The 23,436-nt window shown below is 63.7% G+C and carries 22 protein-coding genes; 8 read left to right on the top strand and 14 right to left on the bottom strand.

Annotated features, from left to right (window positions below; translation table 11 throughout):
• Positions 1-286: 286 nt before the first annotated feature.
• The 3 genes from ABX298_RS09140 to ABX298_RS09130 form a co-directional block, all read right to left on the bottom strand.
• On the bottom strand, positions 287-1,276 hold the full coding sequence (locus tag ABX298_RS09140) for a hypothetical protein (RefSeq protein WP_286100725.1): 990 nt from the start codon (positions 1,274-1,276) through the stop codon (positions 287-289).
• A 175-nt stretch (positions 1,277-1,451) separates the two neighbouring features.
• Positions 1,452-2,648: a class I SAM-dependent rRNA methyltransferase gene (locus ABX298_RS09135; RefSeq protein ID WP_013974648.1), complete on the bottom strand. Its 1,197-nt coding sequence runs from the start codon at positions 2,646-2,648 to the stop codon at positions 1,452-1,454.
• A gap of 202 nt (positions 2,649-2,850) precedes the next feature.
• The gene (locus ABX298_RS09130; protein WP_025340987.1) at positions 2,851-3,390 is read right to left on the bottom strand and encodes a type 1 glutamine amidotransferase domain-containing protein; all 540 of its coding nucleotides are present in this window, start codon (positions 3,388-3,390) and stop codon (positions 2,851-2,853) included.
• Positions 3,391-3,581: 191 nt separating this feature from the next.
• On the opposite strand from ABX298_RS09130, the gene ABX298_RS09125 reads away from it, so the two are divergent.
• Positions 3,582-4,400, top strand: coding sequence for an HDOD domain-containing protein (locus ABX298_RS09125; protein WP_204249939.1), 819 nt, complete (start codon positions 3,582-3,584; stop codon positions 4,398-4,400).
• Positions 4,401-4,403: 3 nt separating this feature from the next.
• The gene (gene mutM, locus ABX298_RS09120) at positions 4,404-5,216 is read left to right on the top strand and encodes a bifunctional DNA-formamidopyrimidine glycosylase/DNA-(apurinic or apyrimidinic site) lyase (RefSeq protein ID WP_010955661.1); all 813 of its coding nucleotides are present in this window, start codon (positions 4,404-4,406) and stop codon (positions 5,214-5,216) included.
• A 111-nt stretch (positions 5,217-5,327) separates the two neighbouring features.
• Here mutM and ABX298_RS09115 read toward each other — a convergent pair whose 3' ends face one another.
• The 5 genes from ABX298_RS09115 to ABX298_RS09095 all read right to left on the bottom strand — a co-directional run bounded on the left by ABX298_RS09115 (position 5,328) and on the right by ABX298_RS09095 (position 9,825).
• Complete coding sequence (locus tag ABX298_RS09115) at positions 5,328-5,579, bottom strand: YfhL family 4Fe-4S dicluster ferredoxin (RefSeq protein ID WP_013974644.1); 252 nt, start codon at positions 5,577-5,579, stop codon at positions 5,328-5,330.
• Positions 5,580-5,687: 108 nt separating this feature from the next.
• Positions 5,688-6,167 (bottom strand): pantetheine-phosphate adenylyltransferase, encoded by a 480-nt coding sequence (gene coaD / locus ABX298_RS09110; protein WP_075046666.1) that lies wholly within the window; start codon positions 6,165-6,167, stop codon positions 5,688-5,690.
• Between the two features lie 112 nt (positions 6,168-6,279).
• The gene (locus tag ABX298_RS09105; RefSeq protein ID WP_367394331.1) at positions 6,280-7,878 is read right to left on the bottom strand and encodes a GMC family oxidoreductase N-terminal domain-containing protein; all 1,599 of its coding nucleotides are present in this window, start codon (positions 7,876-7,878) and stop codon (positions 6,280-6,282) included.
• A 20-nt stretch (positions 7,879-7,898) separates the two neighbouring features.
• On the bottom strand, positions 7,899-8,384 hold the full coding sequence (locus ABX298_RS09100) for a twin-arginine translocation pathway signal protein (protein ID WP_075046664.1): 486 nt from the start codon (positions 8,382-8,384) through the stop codon (positions 7,899-7,901).
• A 10-nt stretch (positions 8,385-8,394) separates the two neighbouring features.
• Positions 8,395-9,825 (bottom strand): coniferyl aldehyde dehydrogenase, encoded by a 1,431-nt coding sequence (locus ABX298_RS09095; RefSeq protein ID WP_075046663.1) that lies wholly within the window; start codon positions 9,823-9,825, stop codon positions 8,395-8,397.
• Between the two features lie 150 nt (positions 9,826-9,975).
• Between ABX298_RS09095 and ABX298_RS09090 the strand changes: the two genes are divergently transcribed.
• Both ABX298_RS09090 and ABX298_RS09085 read left to right on the top strand, forming a co-directional pair.
• Entirely contained in the window at positions 9,976-10,641 is a 666-nt protein-coding gene (locus tag ABX298_RS09090; protein WP_317408849.1) for a TetR/AcrR family transcriptional regulator, read from the top strand.
• A 47-nt stretch (positions 10,642-10,688) separates the two neighbouring features.
• Positions 10,689-11,543, top strand: a complete 855-nt coding sequence (locus tag ABX298_RS09085; protein ID WP_025340980.1) for a sulfurtransferase — start codon at positions 10,689-10,691, stop codon at positions 11,541-11,543.
• Between the two features lie 128 nt (positions 11,544-11,671).
• On the opposite strand, the gene ABX298_RS09080 is transcribed toward ABX298_RS09085, so the two are convergent.
• The 6 genes from ABX298_RS09080 to ABX298_RS09055 form a co-directional block, all read right to left on the bottom strand.
• Complete coding sequence (locus ABX298_RS09080; protein ID WP_085592481.1) at positions 11,672-12,664, bottom strand: hydrolase; 993 nt, start codon at positions 12,662-12,664, stop codon at positions 11,672-11,674.
• Between the two features lie 59 nt (positions 12,665-12,723).
• Entirely contained in the window at positions 12,724-14,124 is a 1,401-nt protein-coding gene (locus ABX298_RS09075) for a M16 family metallopeptidase (protein WP_367394330.1), read from the bottom strand.
• The gene (locus ABX298_RS09070; RefSeq protein WP_367394329.1) at positions 14,121-15,464 is read right to left on the bottom strand and encodes a M16 family metallopeptidase; all 1,344 of its coding nucleotides are present in this window, start codon (positions 15,462-15,464) and stop codon (positions 14,121-14,123) included. Before ABX298_RS09070 ends, ABX298_RS09075 begins: the two co-directional genes overlap by 4 nt.
• A 71-nt stretch (positions 15,465-15,535) precedes the next feature.
• Positions 15,536-16,138 (bottom strand): 16S rRNA (guanine(966)-N(2))-methyltransferase RsmD, encoded by a 603-nt coding sequence (rsmD, locus tag ABX298_RS09065; RefSeq protein ID WP_367394328.1) that lies wholly within the window; start codon positions 16,136-16,138, stop codon positions 15,536-15,538.
• The gene (locus ABX298_RS09060) at positions 16,138-17,628 is read right to left on the bottom strand and encodes a M16 family metallopeptidase (RefSeq protein WP_367394327.1); all 1,491 of its coding nucleotides are present in this window, start codon (positions 17,626-17,628) and stop codon (positions 16,138-16,140) included. Before ABX298_RS09060 ends, rsmD begins: the two co-directional genes overlap by 1 nt.
• Positions 17,621-18,976 (bottom strand): pitrilysin family protein, encoded by a 1,356-nt coding sequence (locus ABX298_RS09055; protein WP_075046658.1) that lies wholly within the window; start codon positions 18,974-18,976, stop codon positions 17,621-17,623. Before ABX298_RS09055 ends, ABX298_RS09060 begins: the two co-directional genes overlap by 8 nt.
• A gap of 230 nt (positions 18,977-19,206) precedes the next feature.
• On the opposite strand from ABX298_RS09055, the gene ftsY reads away from it, so the two are divergent.
• The 4 genes from ftsY (at position 19,207) to rpoH (ending at position 23,407) form a co-directional block, all read left to right on the top strand.
• Positions 19,207-20,748: a signal recognition particle-docking protein FtsY gene (gene ftsY, locus ABX298_RS09050; RefSeq protein ID WP_286100720.1), complete on the top strand. Its 1,542-nt coding sequence runs from the start codon at positions 19,207-19,209 to the stop codon at positions 20,746-20,748.
• Positions 20,749-20,750: 2 nt separating this feature from the next.
• Positions 20,751-21,422: a cell division ATP-binding protein FtsE gene (ftsE, locus tag ABX298_RS09045; protein ID WP_013974630.1), complete on the top strand. Its 672-nt coding sequence runs from the start codon at positions 20,751-20,753 to the stop codon at positions 21,420-21,422.
• The gene (gene ftsX, locus ABX298_RS09040; RefSeq protein ID WP_075046656.1) at positions 21,419-22,441 is read left to right on the top strand and encodes a permease-like cell division protein FtsX; all 1,023 of its coding nucleotides are present in this window, start codon (positions 21,419-21,421) and stop codon (positions 22,439-22,441) included. The genes ftsE and ftsX overlap by 4 nt, the downstream gene beginning before the upstream one ends.
• Before the next feature lie 111 nt (positions 22,442-22,552).
• On the top strand, positions 22,553-23,407 hold the full coding sequence (gene rpoH / locus ABX298_RS09035; protein WP_003249083.1) for an RNA polymerase sigma factor RpoH: 855 nt from the start codon (positions 22,553-22,555) through the stop codon (positions 23,405-23,407).
• Positions 23,408-23,436 lie beyond the last annotated feature (29 nt).

Raw genomic sequence — 23,436 nt, 5'->3', positions numbered from 1 at the left:
TAGGCCGATTCTACACCGCTGGCGCGGCGAGGGAATGGAGATGTGTCTGGGCGGTGGCTTTCGCCTAATGACTGGTCACTTGTAGGACGCTCCCGAAACGCCGGTCCAGGGCTGACCTGCCGTCCCAAGCTGATTATGACCCGACCGCCGCATGTGCGGCTTCACGAGATACACCCTCAATGGACCTTCCCAGTCCAGTGGCCCGCTGGTACTCAGCGAGCGACCGTCTCGGGCTTGTCGAAGGGACCATGCAAGTTTATATGACTCTACTGCTTGGGGCTGTGTTTTAGACCAGTGCTACGAAATGCGTGTTAGACGTGTAGGTGCCTGATGAGGTATGTACCAGTGTTATTAGTTTAAAGTTCCCTAGGTAAAAAAGTATGGATTTTGAAAGTGTGTGCTCTACTGTTTTTGTAGGCGCTGTTATGGTTGTTTGAGAAATCTCATTTTGAATGCGTGCGCTATTCAGTGCTAACAGGAAAACCTCTTCGCCCCCTTGGAGTGGTGCGCCCAGCTCTGTACTAAATGCCATTTTTCCTGTGCCAGACTCGACGCGGTCCATGAAAGTGGGGGTGCACTCGGCAGCTTTAATTATGTGAGCGGGATTTGGGGCGAAAACTTGAGCTTCGCTCATAAAGCTTATTGAAGGGGAGGTGCGTGCCTTGCCATCGCGGATGATTTGATAAATGACGTGAACTTCTCCTCCATTTGTCTGGATGGATAGCGCTTTGTCGATACTGATAACGACAGGTTCATCCAGTTTTTCAAGAGGTACATCAATTATTCTGCTGGAGCGTTGATAGGAACCAACGAAGAAGAGTCGAACGAGATCGGCAAGCGTTGCGTCAGGGTAAATGGGTATTGATATGCTAAAGCCTTTTTTCACAGTGTCCCACGGAAGAGTTCCATCCTGTAAGTTTTCAATTACAGGGCGGTAAAGCTCTGCCTCAAAATCATAATCTGTGGAGGGTGGGATTGTCTCGGGTATTCTAAGATTCAAGTAGGAAAGATTAACGCGGCGCCCATGTTCCTCGCGTAGTTTCTCGCCAGGGATGAAGTGTTCCATCGTGCGGCCAATGTCTTCTTCTGCTATGAAGAAAAAGCTGCCTGTGCCACCCACGCCTATTGCGATGTGGTCGCCTTCCTCAAACAAGTCTGACCAAGGAATTAGGACAGTGATGCCCGTGTTCAAAGTTTCTAACGGTACGAAATTTTCGTCGTTTGCTTCTTTGAGTGTGGGGGCCTTTAATTCTACTTGATACTGGTCGTTGTTCACTGGCGTGATCTCCAAAAATTGCCCGAGTGGATGGCCTATTGGATTCCCGCGACTTGGCGAAGGCAACTGGCAAAAATGCTAGGTGCCCGCCATGCATTGACAGTGTTGTACGAGGTGAAGGAAGGGCCTCGGCTGTGTGCGCCGAGGCCACGATCGTTAAGTCCGGGAATTGTCCTTAACTGTTAGGCAGCAACCGGCAGGTGATGCTCTTGATGTAGCGGGTTTCGGCGATGGCCGGGTGCACCGGGTGGTCCGGGCCCTGGCCGCCGCGTTCGAGCAACTGCAGGTTGCGGTCCAGGTGACGGGCGCTGGTCAGCAGGATGTTGTGCAGGTCGTCCTCGGGCAGGTGCATCGAGCACGAGGCGCTGACCAGGATGCCGTCCTTGGTCAGCATGCGCATGGCCTGTTCGTTCAGGCGGCGGTAGGCCGCTTCGCCGTTCTTCAAGTCTTTCTTGCGCTTGATGAAGGCGGGTGGGTCGGCAATGATCACGTCGAAGCGCTCTTCGGCGGCCTTCAGTTCGCGCAGGGCCTCGAACACATCGCCTTCGATGCAGGTCAGTTTCTCGCTGATACCGTTCAGCGCGGCGTTACGCTCCACGCCGTCCAGGGCAAAGCCCGAGGCGTCGACGCAGAACACTTCGCTGGCGCCGAAGGCACCGGCTTGCACGCCCCAGCCACCGATGTAGCTGAACAGGTCGAGCACCCGCTTGCCTTTCACGTACGGCGCCAGGCGTGCACGGTTCATGCGGTGGTCGTAGAACCAGCCGGTCTTCTGGCCTTCGCGTACCGGGGCTTCGAACTTGACGCCGTTTTCTTCCAGCGGCACCCAGTCCGGCACTTCGCCATAGACGGTCTCGACATAGCGCTGCAGGCCTTCGGCGTCACGCGCGGAGGAGTCGTTCTTGAACAGGATGCCGCTTGGCTTGAGCACCTGTACCAGGGCTGCAATCACGTCGTCCTTGTGCGCTTCCATGGTGGCCGAGGCCAATTGCACCACGAGGATGTCGAAGAAGCGGTCGACAACCAGGCCTGGCAACAGGTCGGAATCGCCATAGACCAGGCGGTAGCACGGTTGGTCGAACAGGCGCTGGCGCAGCGACAGGGCGACGTTCAGGCGGTGCACCAGCAGCGACTTGTCCAGCGGCAGCTTGGCGTCGCGCGACAGCAGGCGGGCGCAGATCAGGTTGTTCGGGCTCAGTGCGACGATACCCAGCGGCTTGCCGTTGGCCGCCTCGAGAACAGCCTGCTGGCCGGCCTGGAAGCCTTGCAGCGGGGTCGCGCTGACGTCGACTTCGTTGCTGTAGACCCACAGGTGGCCGGCGCGCAGGCGGCGGTCGGCATTGGCTTTGAGGCGTAGGCTGGGCAGGGACATGACGTCGCTCCGGGAAAAAAGAGCGGGATTATAGCCTGTTGCCGGGCCGCATGCCCGTTGTGGGAGCGGCCTTGTGTCGCGAAAGGGCTGCGCAGCAGCCCCAGGGTTTCAGCAGCGCTGCATGGATTGCCGGGGCCGCTTTTGCGGCCCTTTCGCGACACAAGGCCGCTCCTGCAGGTCTCGCGTAGGCCATGAGATGGCGTCAGGCTGCCAATGCCTTGATCAGTTGCTGGTTGAACGCCGGAATGTCATCGGGTTGGCGGCTGGTGATCAGGTTGCCATCGACTACCACTTCTTCATCCACCCAGTCTCCGCCGGCATTGCGGATGTCGTCCTGCAGGGTCTTGTAGCTGGTCAGCCGCTTGCCCTTGGCTAACCCGCACGACACCAGCAACCAGCCACCGTGGCAGATCACCGCCAGCGGCTTGCCAGCCGAATCGTGGCTTTTCACCAGTTTCTGCGCGGCGGGGATCAACCGAATCGTGTCAGAGTTTTGCACGCCGCCGGGCAGCACCAGGGCATCGTAGAGGTCCAGGTGGGCGCTTTCGAAGGTTGCGTCCACGGCGAATGCGTCGGCCGGCTGGTCGTGGTTCCAGCCGCGTACCGTGCCCTCCTTGTCGCTGAGGATATCCACCACCGCGCCGCTCTGTTCCAGGGCCTCGCGAGGGCCTGTCAGTTCCACTTGCTCGAAGCCGTCGGTGACCAGGAAAGCTACTCGCTTGCCGTTCAGTTCTGCACTCATGGGCCTTGCTCCTTTCCTTGATGAATATGAGAAAGAGGCACGGATGGATACAGTAAAGTTCCGGCGCAACGATTCAGTGGTTGGTTCCTTTCCGGTCTGGAGGGTTAGAATCGCCGGTCCCAAACGAGTGTGCACGTATGTCCCAAGAACTCAGCGCCGAACAGATCCAGCAAGCCTTGCAAGGCATCACTATCCCGCCGCAACCGCAGATCATGGTCGATCTGCAGTTCGAGCAGTACATGCCTGACCCGGACCTGGAAACCATCGCCAAGCTGATTTCCCAGGACCCGGGCCTCTCGGGCGCCTTGCTCAAGCTGGTCAACTCCCCGCATTTCGGCCTTTCCAACAAGATCGGTTCGATCCAGCGCGCGGTGAACCTGCTGGGCAGCCGTTCGATCATCAACCTGATCAACGCCCAGTCGATCAAGGGCGAGATGAGCGACGAGACCATCGTTACCCTCAACCGCTTCTGGGACACCGCCCAGGATGTGGCAATGACCTGCCTGACCCTGGCCAAGCGCACCGGCATCCAGGCGGCGGACGAGGCCTACACCCTGGGCCTGTTCCATGACTGTGGCGTGCCGCTGATGCTCAAGCGCTTCCCCGACTACATGGATGTGCTGGAAGAGGCCTATGCCAAGGCCGACGAGGAAACCCGCGTGGTCGACACCGAAAACCGCGCGTTCAACACCAACCATTCGGTGGTCGGCTATTTCACTGCCAAGTCCTGGCGCCTGCCCGAGCACCTCAGCGCGGCCATTGCCAACCACCACAACGCCGTGGCGGTGTTCCGCGACGAGAGTTCGCACAATACCCAAAGCCAGCTTAAAAACCTGCTGGCGGTGCTGAAGATGGCCGAGCACATCTGCGCGTCGTACCGGGTGCTGGGCAACCAGGCCGTGGACCACGAATGGAATGTGGTCGGCCCGCTGGTGCTCGATTACATTGGCTTGTCGGAATACGATTTCGAAAACCTCAAGCAGAACATTCGCGAGTTGGGCGGGCACTGACACATGCCGGAATTGCCAGAAGTAGAAACCACCCGGCGCGGTATTGCGCCCCACCTGGAAGGCCAGCGCGTCAGCCGGGTGGTGGTGCGTGACCGGCGCCTGCGCTGGCCGATTCCGGAAGACCTGGATGTGCGCCTGTCGGGGCAGCGCATCGTCAGTGTCGAGCGGCGCGCCAAGTACCTGTTGATCAATGCCGAGGTCGGCACCCTGATCAGTCACCTGGGCATGTCGGGCAACCTTCGCCTGGTCGAGCTGGGCTTGCCGGCGGCCAAGCATGAGCACGTGGATATCGAGCTGGAGTCGGGGTTGATGCTGCGCTACACCGACCCGCGCCGCTTTGGCGCGATGCTGTGGAGCCTGGACCCGCTCAACCACGAACTGCTGCTGCGCCTGGGGCCGGAGCCGCTGACCGACCTGTTCGATGGCGAGCGGCTGTTCCAGCTGTCCCGTGGGCGGTCGATGGCGGTCAAGCCGTTCATCATGGACAACGCGGTGGTGGTGGGGGTGGGCAACATCTACGCCACCGAGGCGCTGTTTGCCGCCGGCATTGACCCTCGTCGGGAAGCGGGCGGGATTTCCCGGGCGCGTTACCTGAAGCTGGCGATCGAGATCAAGCGCGTGCTGGCGGCGGCGATCGAGCAGGGCGGCACCACGCTACGCGACTTCATCGGTGGCGACGGGCAGCCGGGGTACTTCCAGCAGGAATTGTTCGTGTACGGGCGGGGCGGGCAGCCGTGCAAGGTGTGTGGCACGGAGTTGCGCGAGGTGAAGCTGGGGCAGAGGGCGAGTGTGTATTGCCCGCGCTGCCAGCGCTGAGGCTTGAGGCCCTATCGCCGGCAAGCCAGCTCCCACAGGTACTGCACAGCTCTCGAGAGCGATGATATCTCTGTGGGAGCTGGCTTGCCGGCGATGAGGGCTGACCTGATATCAGGCCTTGCCAGTAATCCGGCGGTACTTGGCCATCAGCTCTTCTTCGGTTTCCGGGTGCGCTTCATCCAGCGGGATGCAGTCGACCGGGCAGACCTGCTGGCATTGCGGCTCGTCGTAATGGCCCACGCACTGGGTGCACAGGTTAGGGTCGATCACGTAGATCTCTTCGCCTTGGGAGATGGCCTCGTTCGGGCACTCGGGTTCGCAGACGTCGCAGTTGATGCAATCGTCGGTGATGATCAGGGACATGGGGACTCCGGCCGGGGCTCTGCGCCCGGGCATGTTCAACGCAGTGGGCACAATTGTGCCGCATTCGCGCCCGCAGTGCACGCGGGCGCGATGATCAGCCGCTAAAGGTCACTTCTTGAAGCGTTCGGTCAGCGCCTCGGCCACCGCCGGGTGGACGAATTTGCTGATATCACCGCCCAGCGCGGCAATTTCCCGGACCAGGGTCGAGGAAATGAACGAGTAGCGCTCCGAAGGCGTGAGGAACAGGCTCTCGACGTCGGGAGCCAGTTGCCGGTTCATGTTCGCCAGCTGGAACTCGTACTCGAAGTCGGACACCGCACGCAGGCCACGCAAGAAGACGTTGGCGCCCTGTTCCTTGGCGAAATGCGCCAGCAGCGAAGAGAAGCCGATGACTTCGACATTGGGCAGGTGCTTGGTGACCTCACGGGCGAGCTCCACCCGTTGTTCCAGCGGGAACAGCGGGTTTTTCTTCGGGCTGGCCGCCACCGCGATGATCACGTGGTCGAACAACCGCGAGGCGCGCTCGACCAGGTCGCCATGGCCTTTGGTAATGGGGTCGAAAGTACCCGGGTACAACACTCGGTTCATCGCGTCATCCTGGCTGGAGTGCGTTGGGGAGTCGGATGGTAGCGCAGCGACGGCGCCCCGGCCAAGTCATGCGGCCGGCTGATGGCACTATAGACAGGGGGCCTGTTCCTTGTCATGCGCTGTGTGCCAGGCGGGCGACCAGCGCTTCGGTGAGCCTGGCGCTGATGGCATACACCGACAGTTGCGGGTTGGCGCCGATACTGGTGGGGAACAGCGAGCCGTCGTGAACCGACAGGTTTTCCAGCTGGTGATGGCGGCCAAGGCTGTCGCATACCGCCTGGCGCGGGTCGTCGCCGAGGGCGCAGCCACCCATCACGTGAGCGCTGCCAAGGCGCGTGCGGAACGGCTCCAGGCGCAACTGGTCGATCATGGCCAAGGCCTGCTCCAGGCTGGACGCGGCGCTGGCATCGCTGTGCACGGGGGTGACCTGGGTGGCGCCGGCGGCGAACTGGATCTGCGCCATGCTGCGGTAGGCGCGGCGCAGGCCGTCGCGCAGGTAGTCGGTGACCGGGTAATCGAGCACCGGTGAGCCATCGCCGCGCAGCTCCACGGCCCCGCCCTGGCTTTGTGGGTGGAAGCCGTCACGCAGCAGCGCCAGCATCACGTGGGTATGTGGCAGCTCGGCCATGCGCCGGGCATTCTCGTGGCCGTGCCCGCCCAGCAGGGTGCTGGCCAGGGCCGGGTGCAGCGGTGGTACTTCCAGCTTGTAGCCAACCGGGCCGTCGCTGCCGCCTTGCCATTGGAAATGGTCGCTGTAGATGGACTGCGGGGCGCCGTAGTAGGGGTCGATACGGTCGTTGAAGCGTGCTGCGCTGAAGTTGACCAGGTGCAGGAAGGTCCGTTTGCCCAGGCGGCCATGCGGGTCGGGCGCGTCGGAACGCAGCAGCAGGGCCGGGCTGTTGATGCCGCCACCGGCAAGGATGTAGTGACGCGCGCGAACGCGGATCTGCCGGCCGGTGGTGTGTATGCCCTGGCTATCCAGCGCCTGGCATGACAGGCCCTGGATGCGCTCGGCGTTGTGTTCGACGCGCTCGGCCCGAGCCAGGTACAGCAGCTCGCCGCCTTGTTCGAGGGTGGCGGGAATACGCGTGACCAGCATCGACTGCTTGGCATTCACCGGGCAACCCATGCCGCAGTAGCCCAGGTTCCAGCAGCCGCGCACGTTGCGCGGGATCACCGCCCAGCGGTAGCCCAGCTGTTCGCAGCCACGTCGCAGCACGTCGTTGTTGGCGTTCGGTGGCAGGGCCCAAGGGGTGATGCCCAGTTCCTGCTCGATGCGCTCGAACCAGGGGCGCATCTGCTCCTCGCCCAGGCCGCTCACGTTGTGGGCTGCGGCCCAGTGCGCCAGGGTCTGTGGCGGCGTGCGAAAGCTCGAGGTCCAGTTGACCAGCGTGGTGCCGCCCACGGCGCGGCCCTGGAGAATGGTGATGGCGCCGTCCTTGCTCATGCGGCCCAGGCCTTCCTGGTACAGGCTGGCATAGGCTTCGTTTTCCAGCAGGTGGAAATCGCTGCTGGTCTTCAGCGGGCCTTCTTCGATCAGCAGCACCTTGAAGCCGGCAGTGCTGAGCATTTGCGCGCTGGTAGCGCCACCGGCACCGCTGCCGATCACGGCAACGTCGGCTTCCAGCGTGAGGTCGTGCTCCAGGCGCGAGGCGTCGTGGGTGATCCAGCCGCTTTCCAGGCCTTGGCGAAACGGGTCGGGTACAGGCATTGGCGCTGCTCTTGTTGTTTTCAGATTTTCGGTGGTCCGGGGTAGCCGCAGGCGGCCCAGGATTCGGGGCGTTCGTACCAGGCCATCTGCAGCAACTGCAGCAGCGAGGCGTGGCCCATGCGCAGCAGGTTCAGCGAGCTGTCCTGCCAACGTTGCAGGAAGGCCGTGACCTGCGCGGCGCTGGCTCGTTCCCAGGCTCCCCAGACACCGGTCAGGGGGCCGCGGGTGAGCGGCAGGTTGAGCACGTCGAACAACTGCCGGGTGAGTTTGAGCATTTCCGGCGACAGCGCCGCCAGCTTGTGGTCGAGGCTATGCAGCACCAGTGTCTCGGCGGCCTGGGTGCCGGCCAGTACCACCGGGATCAGCGCGCGCAGCAGCGGCAGGTCGTCGTCGCGCAGTACCTGGTAACCCGTTGCGGCTGTCTGTGCGCTGCAGCCGACCAGGCTGGTACTCGCCAGAAAGACGCTGGCGCCAAGGCTGAAGCGCAGCAGTTCGCGGCGGTGCATGGGCCGGCCCTCAGCGGATGAAAAGCTTGAAGACCAGGCGCTGCAAGGCTTTGCCATAAGGCGGGTAGATCAGCCGGGCAGCGTTGAAGCGTTGCTTGGCCAGCACCGCCTTGGCCTTGCTGAAGGTCAGGAAACCGTCGTGGCCATGGTAATGGCCCATGCCTGAAGGGCCGATGCCGCCGAACGGCAAGTCATCCTGGGCCACGTGCAGCAGGGTGTCGTTCAGGCACACTCCGCCGGAGTGGGTGTGGCGCAGCACCTGCTCCTGGGCTGCGCGGTCATAGCCGAAGTAGTAAAGCGCCAGCGGGCGGGGGCGCTGGTTGATGTAGGCCAGTGCCTGCTCGAGGCTGTCGTAGGGCACCAGCGGCAGCAATGGGCCGAAGATTTCGTCCTGCATCACCTGCATGCCGTCGTTCACCCCCAGCAGCAGGTGGGGTGGCAGGCGCCGGCCCTGGCGGGTTTCACCGGGGTACAGGTCGAGTACCTGCGCACCTTTGGCGTGGGCATCGTCCAGTAGATGCTGCAAGCGCTGCAGTTGGCGCGGGTTGATGATGGCGGTGTAGTCGGGGTTGCCGGCGATGCGCGGGTACAGCCGGCGTACAGCACGCTGGTAGGCGTCGCTGAAGGCCTCCAGGCGCTCGCGTGGCACCAGCACGTAGTCTGGGGCGACGCAGGTCTGGCCGGCGTTCAGGGTCTTGCCGAAGGCGATGCGCTCGGCGGCGCTGTCCAGCGGTACGTCGGCCGAGACAATGGCTGGCGACTTGCCGCCCAGTTCCAGGGTGACGGGGGTCAGGTTGTGCGCCGCAGCCAGCATTACCTGGCGCCCCACGCTGGTGGCGCCGGTGAACAGCAGGTGATCGAACGGCAGGCGGGCAAAGGCCTGGCCTACCTCGACTTCGCCGAGCACCACGCTGACCAGATCGGTGGGGAACACCTGCTCCAGCAGTTGCTTGAGCGCCTGGCCAGTGGCAGGCGTGGCTTCGCTGAGCTTGAGCATGACCCGGTTGCCGGCGGCCAGGGCACAGGTCAGCGGGCCGATGGCAAGGAACAGCGGGTAGTTCCACGGCACGATGATGCCGACCACGCCCAGGGGTTGGTAGCGCACCTGCGCGCTGGCCGGCTGGAAGGCCAGGCCGACCTTGCGCCGGCTGGCGCGCATCCAGCGCTGCAGGTGCTTTTCGGCGTGGCGCAGGCCTTGCACCGAGGGCAGCAGCTCGGCCAGCAGGGTCTCGTCGGCGCTGCGCCCCTCAAAGTCCTGGCCGATTGCCTCGATCAGTTCGGCCTGGCCGGCCAGCAAGGCTTCCCGCAGGCTTTTCAGCCATTGGCGCCGCTGCGCCGCCGCTGGCAAGGGGTTGCCGGCAAAGGCCTGGCGCTGGGTGGCGAACGTCGCCGCAAGGTCGAGGTCGGATTGCACAGGGGGCAAGGCACTGGGCGAGTTCATGGCGGCGTCGAGTCCGGGCAGGGAATCCCTAGAGCCTATACTCTAATTTGTACGATGGTGCGAATTTTCCGCGTTGTCGAGCGGTGCATTCCACCGCCAATACGCCGTAAGATGACCCTTTGATGAAGGCCCGCAGACTGGGAGCTGAGCATGGCCCCGCGCATGAAGACCCGAGAGCGCATCGTGCAGAACAGCCTCGAGCTGTTCAACCAGCAGGGCGAACGCAGCGTCAGTACCAACCACATTGCCGCGCACATGGAAATTTCGCCCGGCAACCTTTATTACCACTTCCCCAACAAGCAGGCGATCATCGCTTTGCTGTTCAGCCAGTACGAAGAACTGGTGGACAGCTTCCTGCGCCCGCCGCAAGGCCGCGCGGCGACCGTGGAGGACAAGCGCTTCTACCTCAAGGCCCTGCTGGCGGCGATGTGGAACTACCGTTTTCTGCACCGCGACCTGGAGCACCTGCTGGACAGCGACCCGGAGCTGGCCGCCCGTTATCGCCGCTTTTCCGAGCGCTGCCTGCGCCAGGGCCAGGCGATCTACCGCGGCTTCGTCGAGGCGGGCATCCTGGCCATGGTACCAGCGCAGATCGAATCGCTGACCATCAACGCCTGGATCGTATTGACGTCCTGGGTACGTTTTCTCAGCACCACGCGGGAGCATTCCGCGCACCTGGGTGAAGAAGCCTTCAAGCGCGGCGTCTACCAGGTACTGGTGCTGGAGCTGGGCTTCGTCACCGACAACGCCCGCAATGCCGTGGACGCCCTTTGCCAGGAATTCCATGTACCGTTCAACCAGGCCCTGGAGCACTAACCCAGGGCCTCAGTGTTATCGATAGTGCCATCGATCAGGAGATTGTCATGCCCCTTGCGCAATTGATCACCCCGCAGCAGTTGGCCGAGCGTCTGGGCTCGCCCAAGTTGGTGATCCTCGACTGCCGCTTTGCCCTCGAGGATGTGGACTATGGCCAACGCAGCTATGCCCAGGGGCATATTGCCGGGGCGCATTTTGCCGACCTGGAGCGTGACCTCAGCGGGCCGGTGAGCAAGGGGCGTACCGGGCGCCACCCGTTGCCGGATGCGCGCCGGCTGGTCGAGCGCCTGCGAGAGTGGGGCCTGGACGATGACAGCGAGGTGGTGCTGTACGATGACGGCCCTGGCGCTTTTGCTGCCCGTGCCTGGTGGCTGCTGGCCTGGCTGGGCAAGCGCAGCGGCGTGGCGATCCTCGACGGTGGCCTGAAGGCCTGGCATGCGGCGCACCTGCCGCTCAGCCTGGACCCGCCGCTCAAGCGGGAAGGCACCTTCAACGGTGAGCCGGACGGCAAGCTGCTGATCGATGCCGAGCACCTGGCCAAGCGCTTGGGTAACGCAGACCTGACCTTGATCGATGCGCGCGCCTTGCCGCGTTTCCGTGGCGAAGTGGAACCGATCGACCCGGTGGCGGGGCATATTCCGGGGGCGCAGTGCGCGGCGTTCACCGACAACCTGGGGGCTGATGGGCGTTTTCTGCAGCCGGACCAGCTAAAACAGCGCTTTGCCGAAAAGCTGGCCGGGCGGGCGCCGGAGCAGTTGGTGGCGTATTGCGGGTCAGGGGTGACGGCGTGTCATAACCTGTTTGCCCTGGCGTTGGCCGGGTACCCGCTGGGCAAGCTGTATGCCGGGTCGTGGAGTGAGTGGATCAACGATCCGCAACATGGCGTAGCCACTGGCGAGTAAGCAGGCCCGGCCTCATCGCCGGCAAGCCAGCTCCCACAGGTACACCACTGCCCATCAGGCCTATACCACACCTGTGGGAGCTGGCTTGCCGGCGATGAGGCCGGTACTGCCAATGAAAACCGCAGCTCCTATTGACCCTCCACCAACCACTGTGGAATCCGCCGCTCCAGGTAATAGCCCGGGTTGCGCAGGCTGCCGTCGACAAAGCCCACATGGCCGCCGCGGCTGTGCAGTTCGAAGCGGGTCTGCGGCGCCAGTTCGCGGGCCGTTGGCAGGCTGTGGCCGGAGACGAAAGGGTCATCGCTGGAGTGGATGATCAGCGTCGGCGTGCGGTTCTGGCCGAGGAAGAAATGACTCGATGAGCGGCGGTAGTAGTCGTGCGCATCGCGAAAACCGTTCAGTGGTGCGGTGACCTTGCCGTCGAAATCCCAAAACGTGCGCAGGTTGGCCAACGGGCCCAGCCGTTGCAGCGTCGCCAGTCCTTCATGCTGGCCCTTGTCGTGGAAGTGCCGCTGCTTGAGCTGCACATAAGCCAGCATCTCGCGCATGAAATGCGCCTGGTACACCTTTGAGAAGCCCTGGCCGATGCGGTCGGCGCAGTGGTCCAGGCGAAACGGCACCGACACTGCCACCGCAGCCTGCAACTGGCTGGCGACACCGCTTTCGCCCAGGTATTTCAGCAGCACATTGCCCCCCAGCGAATAACCCACCGCATACAACGGCGCCAACGGGCGCTGGGCGCGCAGGTGGCTGACGATTTCGGCCAGGTCTTCGCTGGCGCCGGAATGGTAGCTGCGTGGCAGCAGGTTGGGCTCGCCCGAGCAACCGCGCCAGTTCACCGCCACGCTGGCCCAGCCGCGGCCTTGCAGCGCTTGCTGCAAGCCTTTGACGTAGGGCGAGTGGGAGGAGCCGGTCAAACCGTGCAGCACCAGCACCAACGGCGCGTGGGGCTGGTGCGGGCCGTGCCAGTCCAGGTCGATGAAGTCGCCATCGGCCAGCCATAGCCGCTCGCGGTTGCGCTGCAGCTCTGGCAGTTTTCGCCACAATGGCCCCCACAAGGTTTGCAAGTGGGGATTGGCAAGGCCGAGGGCTGGACGGAACGTTGCGCTGGGGCTGGGCATGTGGGCGACTCATGTTGTGCGTGCCTAGAATGCCATGGAAAAACCCCGATGTACCTGCGCTATTGGTCGTCCTTCATTGTTTCCGGCAGTGGCAGCTGCACTGACTCGGGGCCTACGGTCACCAGCACTTGCGTCGCGTTGCCCAACCACACCTGCCCGGCTTCACGCAGGTTCGCAGGCGTGAGCGACTGTAGCCTGTCAAGAAAAGTGGCAAGGTGATCGCCTGGCAGCCCTTGGTGGCTGTAAGTCGCAAGTGCTCTGGCCAGTTTGGCGCTGTCTGCAAGGTCGTGATGCAGCTTGGCCGCAATTTCGTTCACAGCGATGTCGCATTCTGCCTGGCTTGGGCCTCGTTCGCGCAGGCACGCGACAATCCCCGACACCAGGGCCGCTGCCGCATCCCGGTACTGCGGGGCGATGTCCCAATGAATTTGCAGCAGGCATGCCGCATCCAGCGGGTTGAGGTCGGAGTAGATGGCGTAGGTCAGGCTGCGCAGGGTTCGCAACTCTTGCGTCAGGCGTGATTCATAGCTGGTGCCAAGTATCACGTTGAGCAGCGTCAAGGCCGGAAATAGCGGGCTGCTTGGCGAAGCTTTCGAGGACAACGTCAACAGTGCCCGGGTGGCGCTGCCGGCGGCGGTCAGGTGCTGCATGAGTGGCGGGTGTTCGGGGAGTGGCGGCGGGGCGGCGGCGGCCCACTCCTGCGGCAGGGCACGGGTGAGTACGTCGATCAGTTGCTCCGCATCATTGCGGCTCAGGTCCCCCACCAGGCCAATATCCAGATTGTTCGCCGAGTAAGCCTTCTGGTGGAAGTCCCTGATCTGCTCGACATTGACGATCCCACTGGCCGTCGTGGTGGCGCTGGCAGCGTACGGATGATCACGGAAAACATGAGCCATCGTGGTGTTGGCAAGCCGTATCAGGGGGTGGCTGCCCTGTCGGACCCGGTTGAAAGCCAGCCGCTCCCGGATTTTCGCCACGTCAGGCTCCCTGAAAGCAGGATATGCCAGCATCTGGGTGAACAGTTGCATCACGTTGGCGCGTATCGCGGGCAAGCTCAGGCAGCGGAGTGAGATGACGGCACTGTCATCGGTGATCCTTCTGCCGAGGATGGCCCCGTGCCCGGCCAGCTGCTCGGCAAACTGTGCTGCATCGAGCTCCCCGGTCCCTTGGTCGAGGCTGTACAGGGTAACCGCAGCCAGGCCTGGGTTGGCACCGTCAAGCACGTTGCCGGCTCGAAAGCGCAAGGCCAGGTCGAACATCGGGCGGTCATGGTCTGCGATGAAGCTGACCTTTGCGCCGCCGGCGGTTTGCCAACACTCGGCGGCGGCTTGCAGGGGCGGTATCTGGCCAAGCTCGATTTCCTTGGCCGATTCCAGGTTGGCCATGGCCTCCAAGGCGGTGTCGGTAGTTGGGCCGTCGCACAGCATTGGTCGGGTGGTCGTCAAGTTGTCTGGGCTCATGCTGGCACTCCTGGCCGAAGGTAGGTTGTGGTCAGCCGTTCGCGCCCCAAATAGGCAACCGCCACCTGTTGCACTGTCGCGCTGTCGAGGTCCCGGATGAGAGGGCAGTCCTCGTCAATCACCGATGCTGGCAAACCGGCGGCGGCAGCGGCGCCCAGCTCGTCTGCCTGGGCGGTGAGCGCGTCAAGGTCGAATAGCCGTCGGGCGAGCATGCGCAACTTGGCGCGCTGCAGCTCTGCTTCCGGCAAGGCAACGCTGCGCAGCGCCTGCACATGCTCGTAAACGGCCTGGGCGGCGTCTTCCGGTGTGGCGTGGGTGGTGTTCACGTAGGCTGAAATCGTCAACAGCGTGTCGCCACGTACCAAGGGCTCGTAGGTCACTCGCACACCTGTAAGCAGGCGCCTGTCCCGTACCAGGTCGCTGTACAGCCGGGAGCTGAAACCTACGCCAAGCAAGTCGCAAAGCAGGGTCAGGGCAAGCGATGTCTTGGCGTCGGGGGCTGTTGCTCGGCCTGGAACGTTGAATGACATGAACAGCCCCTCGCGTAACCCTGGCAGGCTTACGGTGTGGCTGCGGGCCTGCAGTTGAGTGTCATGGCGTGGAACAGGCCGGTCGGCGACAGGCGCTTTCGGCATGCCTGCGAAGTAACGCTCCACATGCTGCCGGAGCGTTGGCAGGTCAACGCTGCCGACTACCACAAGCGTTGCGTTGTTGGGCTGATACCAGGACCTGTACCAGGTTCGCAGCGCCGCCAGGTCGATGCTGTCCAGGTCTGCCGGATAACCGAAGCTCGGGCCTGCATAAGGGCTGGTGCCATGGGCCAGAGCGTTATGCTGATCGTATGCCTGTCGGTCGGGCTGGACGTCCAGCTTGAGCCGGCGCTCGTCCTCCACCGCCTTTATCTCCCTTTCCATCTCCGCTTGGCCGAAGGTTGCGGTGCTCATGGCGTCGGCCATGATTTCCAGCGCTATGGGCAGGCGGCTGGCCGGTAGCGAGATTTCATAGGAGGTGGCGTCCAGGTGGGTGGTGGCATTGGCATTGCCCCCTATACGTGCGATCACCCGGCTGTATTGGCCGGCGGGCAGTTTGCTGCTGCCTGCGAAAATCAGGTGCTCCAGTACGTGTGACAGGTTCGTGTGGCCGGCAGGCTCATGGCTTGAGCCTATGTGGTACCAGAGTTGGACTGCGGCCAGAGATGTCTTGTGATTTTCCCGCAAGTAAACGGACAGGCCGTTTTCCAGCGTGAAGTGCTGCAATGGCGAGGTAGTGGTGCAGGACAAGGCGGCAAGCCCCGCAGAGACCTGGCCCAGGTCGGGTGGCGAAGTAGGTGGTGAGGTCATCGCTGAAGTGCTCTGGTTGATGTGAACCCGAACAGCTTCAGCGACAAGGGTGCTGCACCTGCTTTAAATAATTAGCCCCGCTGCCAGAGCGCGTAATGTACCTCGCCGGTCTTTTTCTCTCGATGCAGGCGCCAGTTACCTGGCAATTGCAAGGTCGACGGGGCAGCCTCGCTTTCTGTGTAGACCCACGCTTGCTCGCGCAGCCACTGGTTCTGTTCCAGCAGGTTGCAGGTGTCGGCCAGCAGGTCCTGGTGGAACGGCGGGTCGAGGAACACCACGTCGAACTGCTGCTTGGCCGGGCCTTGCAGATAGCGCAGGGCGTCGGTCTGCAGGATTTGCCCGCGCGGGCAGCGCAGGATCTCGAGGTTGTTCTTCAGGTTGGCGATGGCCGCCGGGTTGCTGTCCAGCGCGACGGCGTCCTCGGCCCCGCGGGACAGGGCTTCGAGCACCAGGGCGCCGCTGCCGGTGAAGGCGTCCAGCACGCGGGCACCCTCGATATAGGGCGCCAGCCAGTTGAACAGGGTTTCGCGCACGCGGTCGGGCGTTGGCCGCAGGCCTTCGCCTTCCGGCACCGCCAGACGGCGGCTGCGCCATTCGCCGGCGATGATGCGCAGGTGGCCCTGGCCCTTGCTTTGGCCCGGTTGCGGGCGGGCGGGAGGGGTGGATCTTGGCATTAGTGCTCCGGTACCCCGAGCGGCTGCTCGGAGGGCTTGTCAGTGGGTGCTGGCAGCGGTTTTTGCGGCACTTTCGGGCCAGCGGTGACGATCACCAGTTTATCGGCTGACAGGTGTTTGTTCATGGCCGTTCTTACCTGCTCGACGGTGAGGGCCTGGGACTGCTGCATGAAGTCCTCCAGCCAGGTCAGCGGCAGGTTGTAGAAGCCAATGGCACCCAGTTGGCCGACGATACTGGCGTTGCTGGCATTGGACAGCGGGAAGCTGCCGGCCAGTTCGCGCTTGGCATCGTCCAGCTCCTGCTGGGTGGGGCCGACCTTGAGGTAGTCGGCGAGAATATCCTGCACCAGCTTGAGCGTGCCTTCGCTGAGTTCGGCACGGGTCTGCAGGTTGATCATGAACGGGCCTCGCACCTGCATCGGGCTGAACACCGAGTACACGCCGTAGGTCAGGCCGCGCTTTTCACGCACCTCGCTCATCAGCCGGGTGCCGAACGCACCGCCGCCGAGGATCTGATTGCCCAGTGACAGGGCCGGCCAGTCCGGGTCCTGGCGGTCGATGCCGAGTTCGGCCAGCATCAGGTGGGTCTGCTTGGACGGGAAGTCGATGTGGGTCAGGCCTGCCTTGGCTTCGCCGGGTTGGGCCGGTGCGGCCAGCGCGGGGCCCTTGGGCAGGCCAGCTGATACCTGGGCGGCGATGGCTTCGGCCTCGGCGCGGCTGAGGTCGCCGACCAGGGCGATGACTGCGTTGCCGCCGGTGTAGGCCTTGGCGTGGAAGGCGCGCAGCTGTGCCAGGGTGATGCCGCTGATGCTTTCGGCGGTGCCGTCGCTCGGGTGGGCGTAGGGGTGGTCGCCGTAGAGCTTGGCGAACAGGGCCTTGCCAGCGACCTTGCCGGGGTTCTGCTTTTCATACTCGAAGCCGGCCAGCATCTGGTTCTTGATGCGCTTGAGGGCGTCTTCGGGGAAGGTCGGCTTGCCAGCCACCTCGGCGAACAGCTTGAGCGCCGGTTCGCGCTTGTCCTTGGCGCTGAGGCTGCGCAGCGAGGCCACGGCCATATCGCGGTAGGAGCCGTTGCCAAAGTCGGCGCCCAGGCCCTCGAAGCCTTCGGCGATGGCAGTCACATCCTTGCCGGCCACGCCTTCGTTGAGCATGGCGTTGGTCAGGGCAGCCAGGCCTGGCGTGCCGCCATCCTGGCTGCTGCCGGCGGCGAAGGTGATGCGCAGGTCGAACATCGGCAGTTCGCGGGCCTCGACGAACAGTACCCGGGCACCTTCGGCGGTGCTCCAGTGCTGGATGTTCAACTGGCGCCGGCTGGGCGCCTTGCCATCCAGCTCGGCCAGCGACTGCAAGGTGTTGGCCGGGCGTGCCGCGTTGCTGTCGGCCTTGGCGGCGTTGTCGGCCATGGCCGGGGCGGCCAGCACCGCCGCCAGCGCCAGGGCGCGGATGCCCGTGGCCAGCAGGGTTGGGCGTGGTGCGCGGCGATCACTCATGAGCGGACTCCTCGGGCAATACATGGGCAACGCTCAGGCGTTCGCGGGTGAAGTAGGTGCGCGCGGCGTTCTGGATGTCCTGCGGGGTCACGCGCTTGAGCTCGTCCAGCTCGCTGTCGATCAGCTTCCAGGACAGGCCGACGGTTTCCAGCTGGCCGATGGTGGTGGCCTGGCTGCTGATGGAGTCGCGGTCGTAGACCAGGCCGGCTATGACCTGGGCGCGTACGCGCTCCAGCTCTTCGGCGCTGGGTGGGGTGGTCTTGAGCTCATCCAGCAGCTGCCAGACGCCTTTCTCGACATCGGCGAGGGTTTTCTGCTTCTGCACGTTCGGCGTGGCCGAGATCAGGAACAGGCTGTCGCCGCGGGTGAAGGCGTTGTAGCTGGAAGAGGCACCGGCCACCAGTTCCTGGCCACGTTCCAGGCGTGCCGGCATGCGGGCACTGTAGCCGCCGTCGAGCAGCGCCGAGATCAGGCGCAGGGCATGCACCGTACGCGGGTCCTTGGCGGTGGACAGGCCAGGTACGTTGAAACCGTAGATCAGGCTCGGCAACTGGGTGCGCACGTGCAGGGTCAGCTGGCGCTGGCCTGGTTCGGCCAGTTCGAGCGGCAACTTGGCCGGCGGCACGGCACGCTTGGGGATGCTGCCGAAGTACTTCTGCGCCAGGCCCTTGACCTCATCGGCGGTGACATCGCCGACTACCACCAGAGTGGCGTTGTTGGGGGCGTACCAGGATTCGTACCAGTGGCGCAGTTCCTCGACCTTCATGCGCTCCAGGTCGGCCATCCAGCCGATGGTCGGGGTGTGGTAGCCGCTGGCCGGGTAGGCCATGGCGCGGAACAGCTCGAATGCCTTGGAGTTGGGCTGGTCGTCGGTACGCAGGCGGCGTTCTTCCTTGATCACCTCGATTTCACGGCTGAATTCGTCAGCGGGCAGGCGCAGGCTGGCCAGGCGGTCGGCCTCGAGTTCCAGGGCCACCGGCAGGCGGTCGCGCGCCAGCACCTGGTAATAGGCGGTGTAGTCGTCGCTGGTGAAGGCGTTTTCTTCGGCGCCAATGTCACGCAGGATGCGCGAAGCCTCGCCGGGGCCGACCTTGGCGCTGCCCTTGAACATCATGTGTTCCAGCGCGTGGGACAGGCCGGTCTGGCCCGGGGTTTCGTAGCTGGAGCCAACCTTGTACCAGATCTGCGAGACCACCACCGGGGCGCGGTGGTCCTCGCGCACGACCACTTTCAGGCCGTTGTCGAGGATGAATTCGTGGGAGGGTTGCACATCGGCGGCGAAGGCCGCGAGCGGCAGGCAGAGCGTGCCGAGCAACAGGCCAGCGGCGCGGCGGGCTAGAGCATTCATACGGTGTTTAACCTGTTCGGCGGCCCACTGGTTTAGCGTCGGCGGGCCAGGAGGTGCTAGGATACTGATCCGGTTGCCTGGCGACCATGCCTGTCGCCGTTCTGGCCCGCAGGACACTAAGACAAAACGTTGCGCATGAACCAGCCGGCTTCAAGATAGTCTGTTCTGCGTAGAGAGAATTTCCGATGCGCCATAGCTGGCCCATCGCTACCCTGAGATAGCCGTCTTCCATGTTTGGTTCCAACGACGACAAAAAAGCGCCGGCCGAGGCTGGTGAGAAGAAAGGCCTGTTCAGCTGGTTTCGCAAGAAACCGCAGCAACCTGTGGAAGCGGGCGTGCCCGCGAATGAACTCCCAGCCGTCGAGCAGCCTGCAGCCGCTCCGGTCGAGGGGGCTACTGCCGAAGCGCCACAGGCCCCTGAACCCGTTCAGGCCCCTGCGGCACCACAGCTGACAGAACCGCAGCTGACAGAACCGCAGCAGGTCGCCGCACCCGTCCAATCCCCGGTGGTCGAGGCCCCTGTCCCCGAACCGGTTGCTTCCCAGCCGTTGCAGGCCCCTGAACCCGAGCCGGTCGCGTCCCAGCCACTGGTGGCACCTGCACCGCAGCCGGTCGCGTCCATGCCCTTGCAGGCGGCCCCGGTCGAGCCAGCCCCTGTCGAGGCGGCCCCGGTCGTCGAGCCGGTCGCGCCGGTCAGCAACCTGGTGCTGCCGGTTGCCGAAGAGCCCGTGGCCCTGGTGCCGGATCTGGAGCCGAAAGCGCCGCCCGCCATCCCGGAACGCCCTGCACCAGAGCCTGCTGCCCCTGTGGCTGCAGCCCCGGTCGCCGCGCAGGCCGAGCAGGCCAAGCCCGGCTTCTTCGCCCGCCTCAAGCAGGGCCTGTCGAAGACCAGCGCCAGCATCGGCGAGGGCATGGCCAGCCTGTTCCTGGGCAAGAAAGTCATCGATGACGACCTGCTCGACGAAATCGAAACCCGACTGCTGACCGCCGACGTTGGCGTGGAAGCCACTTCCACCATCGTCCAGAACCTGACCCAGAAGGTTGCCCGCAAGCAGCTGGCCGACGCCGATGCCCTGTACAAGTCGCTGCAGGAAGAACTGGCTGCGCTGCTGCGCCCGGTCGAGCAGCCGCTGGTGGTACAGGCGCAGAACAAGCCCTATGTGATCCTGGTGGTCGGTGTGAACGGCGCCGGCAAGACCACCACCATCGGCAAACTGGCCAAGAAGCTGCAGCTCGAAGGCAAGAAAGTGATGCTGGCTGCTGGCGACACCTTCCGTGCCGCTGCGGTCGAGCAACTGCAGGTGTGGGGCGAGCGTAACCAGATCCCGGTGATCGCCCAGCACACCGGCGCCGACTCCGCTTCGGTGATCTTCGATGCCGTACAGGCCGCCAAGGCCCGTGGCGTCGACGTGCTGATCGCCGACACCGCTGGCCGCCTGCACACCAAAGACAACCTGATGGAAGAGCTGAAGAAGGTCCGCCGGGTCATCGGCAAGCTCGACGCCGAGGCGCCGCACGAGGTGCTGCTGGTGCTCGATGCGGGCACCGGCCAGAACGCCATCAGCCAGGCCAAGTACTTCAACCAGAGCGTCGAACTGACCGGCCTGGCCCTGACCAAGCTGGACGGCACTGCCAAGGGCGGGGTGATCTTCGCCCTGGCCAAGCAGTTCAAGCTGCCGATCCGCTTCATCGGTGTCGGTGAAGGCATCGACGACCTGCGTACCTTCGAAGCCGAGCCGTTCGTCAAGGCTCTGTTCGCCGAGCGAGACTGAACATGATCCGATTCGAACAGGTTGCCAAGCGCTATCCCAATGGTCATGTGGGTTTGCATGAGCTGAGTTTCCGGGCGCGCCGGGGCGAATTCCTGTTCGTCACCGGCCACTCGGGCGCGGGCAAGAGCACCTTGCTGCGCCTGCTGCTGGCCATGGAGCGCCCGACCAGCGGCAAGCTGATGCTGGCCGGGCAGGACCTGGGCCAGATCAGCAATTCGCAGATCCCGTTCCTGCGCCGGCAGATCGGCGTGGTGTTCCAGAACCACCAGCTGTTGTTCGACCGCACGGTGTTCAACAACATCGCCTTGCCGCTGCAGATTCTCGGCCTGTCCAAGGCCGAGGTCGCCAAGCGCGTGGACTCGGCACTGGAGCGAGTGTCGCTGGCCGACAAGGGCGAGCTGTTCCCGGCCGACCTGTCCACCGGGCAGCAGCAACGGGTGGGCATCGCCCGCGCCATCGTTCACCAGCCAGCCCTGCTGCTGGCCGACGAACCCACCGGTAACCTCGACCCGCGCCTGGCCGCGGAGATCATGGGGGTGTTCGAGGACATCAACCGCCTGGGTACCACGGTATTGATCGCCAGCCACGACCTGGCACTGATTGCGCGCATGCGCCACCGCATGCTGACCTTGCAGCGCGGCCGCTTGATCGGCGATGGGGAGGCCGGGCAATGAGCACTACACGTACGCCGAAGGTTTCCGAGCGGGTTGCGCCGAAACCGGCCGACCCGCAACCGGCAAAGAAAAAGCACGACGACGATGACGGCCCGGATTTCCGCACCCTGCTGCATGCCTGGCTGGAAAGCCACCGTGCCAGCATGGCCGACAGCCTGCGTCGGCTGGGCAAGCAGCCGATCGGCAGCTTCTTCACCTGCCTGGTGATGGCGGTGGCGCTGAGCATGCCCATGGGCCTGTCGCTGCTGCTGAAGAACGTCGAGAAGCTTGGCGGCTCGTGGCAGCGCGCCGCGCAGATTTCGCTGTACCTCAAGCTCGATGCCGGCAGCCGCGAAGGCGAGGCGCTGCGCGACGAGATCAAGGGCATGACTGGCGTGGCCGACGCGCAGTATGTCAGCCGCGAGCAGGCGCTGGAGGAGTTCCAGCAACAGTCCGGCCTGGGCGAAGCCCTGCGTGAGCTGCCTGACAACCCGCTGCCTGGCGTGGTGGTGGTGACCCCTACCGAAGTCGACAAGCCGGCCCTTGAAGCCTTGCGTCAGCGCCTGTCGGAGCTGCCGCGGGTGGAAGTGGCGCAACTCGACCTGGTTTGGGTCGAGCGCCTGGCGGCCATCCTCAAGCTGGGTGACCGCTTTGTCTTTGGCCTGGCCGTGATGCTGATTTCTGCCCTGCTGTTAGTAATCGGTAACACAATTCGTCTACACATTGAAAACCGCCGTACCGAGATCGAAGTGATCAAGCTGGTCGGTGGCACGGATGCCTACGTACGCCGGCCTTTCCTGTACATGGGTGCGCTGTATGGCCTGGGTGCAGGGGTGATCGCATGGGGCATCCTGGCGTTTGGCCTGAACTGGCTGAACGAGGCGGTGGTAGGGCTTTCCGGGCTGTACGGCAGCGACTTCGCCCTGGGCGGGGTGCCGGCGTCCGATGGTCTGTCGCTCTTGATCGGAGCGGTGCTGTTGGGGTATATCGGTGCATGGATCGCAGTGGCCCGCCATTTGAACGAGCTGGCGCCGCGATAGTTTTTACGTGCCAGCATTGACAAATTCTTCACTATGGAACTTGTACCGTCGTTCCAGGTCAATGTTGGCAGCGCCCACAAGGCGCGAGTTCTGTAAGTCGGAGGTTCTTGAATGACCACATCGTTGCAACCTGCCTATGCCCTGGTACCCGGTGCAAACCTGGAAGCCTACGTGCACACGGTCAACAGCATCCCGCTGCTGACTGTCGAGCAGGAGCGTGATCTGGGCGAGCGTCTCTATTATGAGCAGGATGTCGAGGCCGCTCGTCAAATGGTGATGGCCCACCTGCGTTTCGTCGTACATATCGCCCGTAGCTATGCCGGCTACGGGCTGGCCCAGGCCGACCTGATCCAGGAAGGCAACGTCGGCCTGATGAAAGCCGTCAAGCGCTTCAACCCGGAAATGGGCGTGCGCCTGGTGTCGTTCGCCGTGCACTGGATCAAGGCAGAGATCCACGAGTTCATCCTGCGCAACTGGCGCATCGTCAAGGTGGCCACCACCAAGGCCCAGCGCAAGCTGTTCTTCAACCTGCGCAGCCAGAAGAAGCGTCTGGCCTGGCTGAACAATGACGAAGTGCACCGCGTGGCGGAAAGCCTGGGCGTGGAGCCGCGTGAAGTGCGCGAGATGGAAAGCCGCCTCAGCGGCCAGGACATGGCGTTCGACCCGGCAGCGGAAGCTGACGACGACAGTGCCTTCCAGTCGCCTGCGCATTACCTGGAAGACCACCGTTACGACCCGGCAGTGCAGCTGGAGGATGCCGACTGGAGCGACAACTCCACCAGCAACCTGCACGAAGCACTGCAAGGGCTGGACGAGCGTAGCCGCGACATTCTCTACCAGCGCTGGTTGGCGGAAGAGAAGGCCACGTTGCATGAGCTGGCGGACAAGTACAGCGTTTCGGCTGAGCGGATTCGCCAGCTGGAAAAGAATGCGATGAACAAGGTCAAGGCGCTGATCGCGGCCTGATCGAGCCCTGGCTGCAAGGAAAAGTCGCT

Origin of the sequence: Pseudomonas sp. X4, assembly GCF_040784925.1 — a bacterium.
Lineage (GTDB): Bacteria > Pseudomonadota > Gammaproteobacteria > Pseudomonadales > Pseudomonadaceae > Aquipseudomonas > Aquipseudomonas putida_Z.
The sequence above is the reverse complement of the archived record's forward strand: the minus strand, read 5'-3'. Positions and strand labels throughout refer to the sequence as shown.

Excerpts from the sequence above, each read along its gene's own strand:
- ABX298_RS09135 (WP_013974648.1), bottom strand. The coding sequence starts at position 2,648 with ATGTCCCTGCCCAGCCTACGCCTCAAAGCCAATGCCGACCGCCGCCTG.
- ABX298_RS09130 (WP_025340987.1), bottom strand. The coding sequence starts at position 3,390 with ATGAGTGCAGAACTGAACGGCAAGCGAGTAGCTTTCCTGGTCACCGAC.
- mutM (WP_010955661.1), top strand. The coding sequence starts at position 4,404 with ATGCCGGAATTGCCAGAAGTAGAAACCACCCGGCGCGGTATTGCGCCC.
- ABX298_RS09115 (WP_013974644.1), bottom strand. The coding sequence starts at position 5,579 with ATGTCCCTGATCATCACCGACGATTGCATCAACTGCGACGTCTGCGAA.
- coaD (WP_075046666.1), bottom strand. The coding sequence starts at position 6,167 with ATGAACCGAGTGTTGTACCCGGGTACTTTCGACCCCATTACCAAAGGC.
- ABX298_RS09105 (WP_367394331.1), bottom strand. The coding sequence starts at position 7,878 with ATGCCTGTACCCGACCCGTTTCGCCAAGGCCTGGAAAGCGGCTGGATC.
- ABX298_RS09100 (WP_075046664.1), bottom strand. The coding sequence starts at position 8,384 with ATGCACCGCCGCGAACTGCTGCGCTTCAGCCTTGGCGCCAGCGTCTTT.
- ABX298_RS09095 (WP_075046663.1), bottom strand. The coding sequence starts at position 9,825 with ATGAACTCGCCCAGTGCCTTGCCCCCTGTGCAATCCGACCTCGACCTT.
- ABX298_RS09090 (WP_317408849.1), top strand. The coding sequence starts at position 9,976 with ATGGCCCCGCGCATGAAGACCCGAGAGCGCATCGTGCAGAACAGCCTC.
- ABX298_RS09085 (WP_025340980.1), top strand. The coding sequence starts at position 10,689 with ATGCCCCTTGCGCAATTGATCACCCCGCAGCAGTTGGCCGAGCGTCTG.
- ABX298_RS09080 (WP_085592481.1), bottom strand. The coding sequence starts at position 12,664 with ATGCCCAGCCCCAGCGCAACGTTCCGTCCAGCCCTCGGCCTTGCCAAT.
- ABX298_RS09075 (WP_367394330.1), bottom strand. The coding sequence starts at position 14,124 with ATGAGCCCAGACAACTTGACGACCACCCGACCAATGCTGTGCGACGGC.
- ABX298_RS09070 (WP_367394329.1), bottom strand. The coding sequence starts at position 15,464 with ATGACCTCACCACCTACTTCGCCACCCGACCTGGGCCAGGTCTCTGCG.
- rsmD (WP_367394328.1), bottom strand. The coding sequence starts at position 16,138 with ATGCCAAGATCCACCCCTCCCGCCCGCCCGCAACCGGGCCAAAGCAAG.
- ABX298_RS09060 (WP_367394327.1), bottom strand. The coding sequence starts at position 17,628 with ATGAGTGATCGCCGCGCACCACGCCCAACCCTGCTGGCCACGGGCATC.
- ABX298_RS09055 (WP_075046658.1), bottom strand. The coding sequence starts at position 18,976 with ATGAATGCTCTAGCCCGCCGCGCCGCTGGCCTGTTGCTCGGCACGCTC.
- ftsY (WP_286100720.1), top strand. The coding sequence starts at position 19,207 with ATGTTTGGTTCCAACGACGACAAAAAAGCGCCGGCCGAGGCTGGTGAG.
- ftsE (WP_013974630.1), top strand. The coding sequence starts at position 20,751 with ATGATCCGATTCGAACAGGTTGCCAAGCGCTATCCCAATGGTCATGTG.
- ftsX (WP_075046656.1), top strand. The coding sequence starts at position 21,419 with ATGAGCACTACACGTACGCCGAAGGTTTCCGAGCGGGTTGCGCCGAAA.
- rpoH (WP_003249083.1), top strand. The coding sequence starts at position 22,553 with ATGACCACATCGTTGCAACCTGCCTATGCCCTGGTACCCGGTGCAAAC.